We start from the raw sequence: 3,793 nt of genomic DNA, 5'->3' as shown, positions 1-3,793 counted from the left end.
GTTCCATGGAACGTCCCTACAGAGTAGGGTTAAAAAATTATCAATTATTCCCCTCCTGGGAGGGGGAGGGGCGAGGGGTGGGTTCCCTACTCCCTTTTTTCTGGAGATGTCTATTAACTACTTACTACTTGTTCAAAATTTCCTAGTGCAGGATGGCAGAAATAACTAACCAGTTACAAAATCCTAAAAGCCCTACCAATCAATACTTTTGACTTTTGACTTTTAACTTCCGCGTAGCTGCACTAGAGATTTTCTATACACCCATGGCGAGGACGACTATAGGAAAATATGGTAGAAGCTATCCGTCAAGTGACCCCTTTCCAGGCTTTGGCCCTTCAAGTTCAGGCTAAAGCAGTAAATCAGGCCAACGACCGAGAATCTGCGCGATCGCTGATTCAACAAACTATCAACCACCTATCTAAACAAATAGCTGCCAGCAAAGCTTTTATTGGCCTAAACTGTAAATTAGTTTTACTGCCAGAATATTTTCTCACAGGTTTTCCGATGGCCGAGTCTTTGACAAGTTGGGCAAATAAAGCTTGTTTAGAAATGACTGACTCCATCTACGACTGCCTGGGAGAGATTGCTCAAAAAAATGATATTTTTCTAGGGGGCAATGCTTATGAGGTTGACCCCAACTTTCCCGAATTATATTTTCAAAGCTGCTTTCTCATAGATCCCAGTGGCAATATCGTATTGCGCTATCGCCGTCTCAACTCTATGTTTGCTCCTACCCCCCACGATGTGTGGGATAAATATCTCGACTGTTATGGTTTAGAGGGAGTATTTCCCGTTGCCAAAACAGCGATCGGTAATTTTGCTGCGGTTGCCTCTGATGAAATTTTATTTCCAGAGGTTACTCGATGTTTGGCAATGCGCGGAGCAGAAATTTTACTGCATCCTACTTCAGAGGTTTATGGGCAAGCGCGATCGCCAAAGGAAGCAGCGAAAGTTTCTCGTGCTGTGGAAAATATGATGTATGTGATATCTGCTAATACTGCAGGTATTGCCAACACTCCTATTCCTGAAGCTTCCGTTGATGGGGGTTCCAAAATTATCGACTATCGAGGTTTAATATTAGCGGAAACGGGTGCAGGGGAAAGCATGGCGGCCTATGCTGAAATTGATATTATGGCTCTCCGCAGCTATCGCTCTCAAGTAGGAATGAAAAATTTATTAGCAAGGCAACGGTGGGATCTTTATGCAGAAAGTTATCGTCAGTTTCATGCTTATCCTGCTAATACTATGGATAGTGGAGTAGTCGAACGAAAACATTTTATTGAAACTCAACGTGCAACTATTGAAAAGTTGAGAGAAAAAGGTCTGATATAAGGGAGTAGGGAGTAGGGAGTAGGGAGTAGGGAATATATTGAAACTTACCTTACCGTTGAAGCAACCATATCATCCGCCAAGAAATAAATTTCTTGGCTCAAAGCAGAAGTCATCTAAAGATGACTAAAGATAGCTAATTTATTATGGCTAATTAATGAGGCTTGATATAACACCTTTCAATAGCCATAATAATACAAATAAAATCTATAACTTCCAACACACCAACAGGAAAAAATTGTGCAATCAATCAAATATTTTAAAAAGTTATCTGCTGGTACAAAACCGCATAAATTTAAAAACAAAGATTTCACAAATTGACCCTGTTGTTCTGACTTTTGTTTGTTAGTTTCACCTACCAAATAATTTTCCAGATTTGTCAATATACAAGTTCCTTGATTTAGTTGCCATTGAATCACCATTAGTGGTATCCAAACTAAATAAATCAATAACAATTTATTAGGTAAGAGCCATCCAGTCAAGGTAAAAATCAAGACAGAAGTATGTAATATTTTGAGCAAAAAAACAATTAATCTTTTATCCAGAGATAATTCATTCATCAGCTTTTAAACCACCAAGGATTAATTACAGAATTTACTTTACTTAAAATCGCTTTTTTTCGCATAAATCTTTTCATACCATCAACTCCCATGCGAGAAGCACCTAAACCGGAAAACTTAAAAGAATTTTTTTCTCCTTCATTAATCAATGCTGTTAAACCTGCATCATTAATACTAATACCTCCAGCATTTATCTGGCTAGCAACTCCTAAAGCTTCAGCTTCAGAACCAGCAAAAACAGCAGCACTTAATCCATAAATTGTATCATTTGCTAATTTTATCGCTTCTTCAACAGTAGTAAAAGACATCACAGGTATTATTGGTCCAAAAGTTTCCTCAGTCATGATTTTCATACTATGATTTACACGATCTAAAACTGTGGGTAAACACCAAAAACCACCATCTAAATTTTCGACATTTCCTCCACAATGAATAACCGCACCTTTAGCCACAGCATCTTGTAAATGTTCCCTAATAATCTCAGCTTGTTTTGTTGAAATAATTGGTCCTATTTCTCCAGATTCAATATTGGGATAAGCTAATTTCAGACCTTTAGCTTTTTCGGTAATTTTAATAATAAATTCTGTCAAAATTGATTCGGCAACATAAATACGTTCAATTGACAAACATGACTGCCCTGCATTAACAACAGAAGCCCATAAAAGTGCTGATGTTGCTAACTCTAAATCTGCTGAAGCTAAAACTATTGCTGGGTCTTTACCTCCCAACTCTAAACAAGCTGGAATAAATCTTTTTGCTGCTGCTTCGGCAACTTTTTTACCTGTAGCAACACTACCAGTGAAACAAATAAAATCTACATATTCTATTAAAGCTGCACCAGTTTCTCCAGCACCTTCAATATAAGTAAAAACATCACACAGCAAGGGAATATTAGCAATAGTTTCTAACAGAGGCTGGATAAATCTCGGAGTAATTTCACTTGGTTTAATTGCCACAGCACAACCAGCAATTAAAGCTGGAATTGCATCGATTAAAGAAAGTAATAAAGGAAAATTCCAGGGACTAATAATACCAACTAACTGATAAGGTGAAAATTGATTTTGTAGTTGAATAAATGGAATTTTTGTAGTTTTTGTTGGCTCAGTTGATAACAGTTGCGGTGCTAACTTACACCATCTATCTATACTATTAGCCACAGAGTCAATTTCTAGTTTTGATTCTATTAGTCTACCTGTATCATTGATTAACGCCTGTGTCAGTTTTTCCCGGTGAGAAAATATAATTTCTTTCCATTGTTGCATTGCCTGAATACGTTGTTCTATTCCACACTTTTCCCACTCAATTTGAGCAGAACGTAAATTTAGGCATTTAGTAGCAATTTGTTCCACAGTTACTTGGGTAATAAAATAATCATTTATACCAGTGCGTGGGTTACGAATTTTAATTTGATTAACCATATTAAATAAGGGAGTTGGAACAATTTTAGTTGGAGTTCAGCAGAGATAGAAAATTTTTATGATTTTAAAGATATTAGGACTTATGCAGATACGCTATATATAGTACTTGTAACTATTGTCCAATAGTTACTGTACTCTATACATAGTGTCTTTGCGTAAGTCCTGGATATATAGCAATGTGCGCTGGCATATTTACAAATTACAAGAACTGTCCAATAGCTAAAAGCCTTATATTATCGGTTTTTTATTCCCCTCCTGGGAGGGCAAGGCTGTTTCAAAGTATTGTAGATTAACGATGAGCGAGAGAACGGAAGATAAAGGAATAGTGGAATAGTGAAATTTGCCAAAATTTGCTGAAAAATCGGCAAATAAGCGCCTTTAAGCTCTGAGAGAATATTTGGTTTAACGTCGCTTAAAAGCCTCTATCCCCGTGTCTGGTGTGTCCCCGCGTCCCCGTGTCTATCGAGAATGAAACAGCCCTGCCCT

Annotated in this window: 3 protein-coding genes; 1 reads left to right on the top strand and 2 read right to left on the bottom strand. The window is 37.5% G+C overall.

Annotation, left to right across the window (positions count from 1 at the left end):
* Positions 1 to 288: 288 nt before the first annotated feature.
* The gene (locus F6K54_RS41710; RefSeq protein ID WP_293090370.1) at positions 289 to 1,332 is read left to right on the top strand and encodes a nitrilase-related carbon-nitrogen hydrolase; all 1,044 of its coding nucleotides are present in this window, start codon (positions 289 to 291) and stop codon (positions 1,330 to 1,332) included.
* Between the two features lie 176 nt (positions 1,333 to 1,508).
* Here F6K54_RS41710 and F6K54_RS41705 read toward each other — a convergent pair whose 3' ends face one another.
* Together F6K54_RS41705 and F6K54_RS41700 are read right to left on the bottom strand one after the other, a co-directional pair.
* The gene (locus F6K54_RS41705) at positions 1,509 to 1,889 is read right to left on the bottom strand and encodes a DUF2784 family protein (protein WP_293090369.1); all 381 of its coding nucleotides are present in this window, start codon (positions 1,887 to 1,889) and stop codon (positions 1,509 to 1,511) included.
* Positions 1,889 to 3,307 (bottom strand): aldehyde dehydrogenase family protein, encoded by a 1,419-nt coding sequence (locus F6K54_RS41700; RefSeq protein WP_293090368.1) that lies wholly within the window; start codon positions 3,305 to 3,307, stop codon positions 1,889 to 1,891. Before F6K54_RS41700 ends, F6K54_RS41705 begins: the two co-directional genes overlap by 1 nt.
* Positions 3,308 to 3,793 lie beyond the last annotated feature (486 nt).

The sequence above is a fragment of the Okeania sp. SIO3B5 genome (genome assembly GCF_010692555.1).
Classification (GTDB): Bacteria; Cyanobacteriota; Cyanobacteriia; order Cyanobacteriales; family Microcoleaceae; genus Okeania.
The sequence above is the reverse complement of the archived record's forward strand: the minus strand, read 5'-3'. Positions and strand labels throughout refer to the sequence as shown.

Coding starts and splice junctions, on each gene's coding strand:
- F6K54_RS41710 (WP_293090370.1), top strand. CDS start 289: ATGGTAGAAGCTATCCGTCAAGTGACCCCTTTCCAGGCTTTGGCCCTT.
- F6K54_RS41705 (WP_293090369.1), bottom strand. CDS start 1,889: ATGAATGAATTATCTCTGGATAAAAGATTAATTGTTTTTTTGCTCAAA.
- F6K54_RS41700 (WP_293090368.1), bottom strand. CDS start 3,307: ATGGTTAATCAAATTAAAATTCGTAACCCACGCACTGGTATAAATGAT.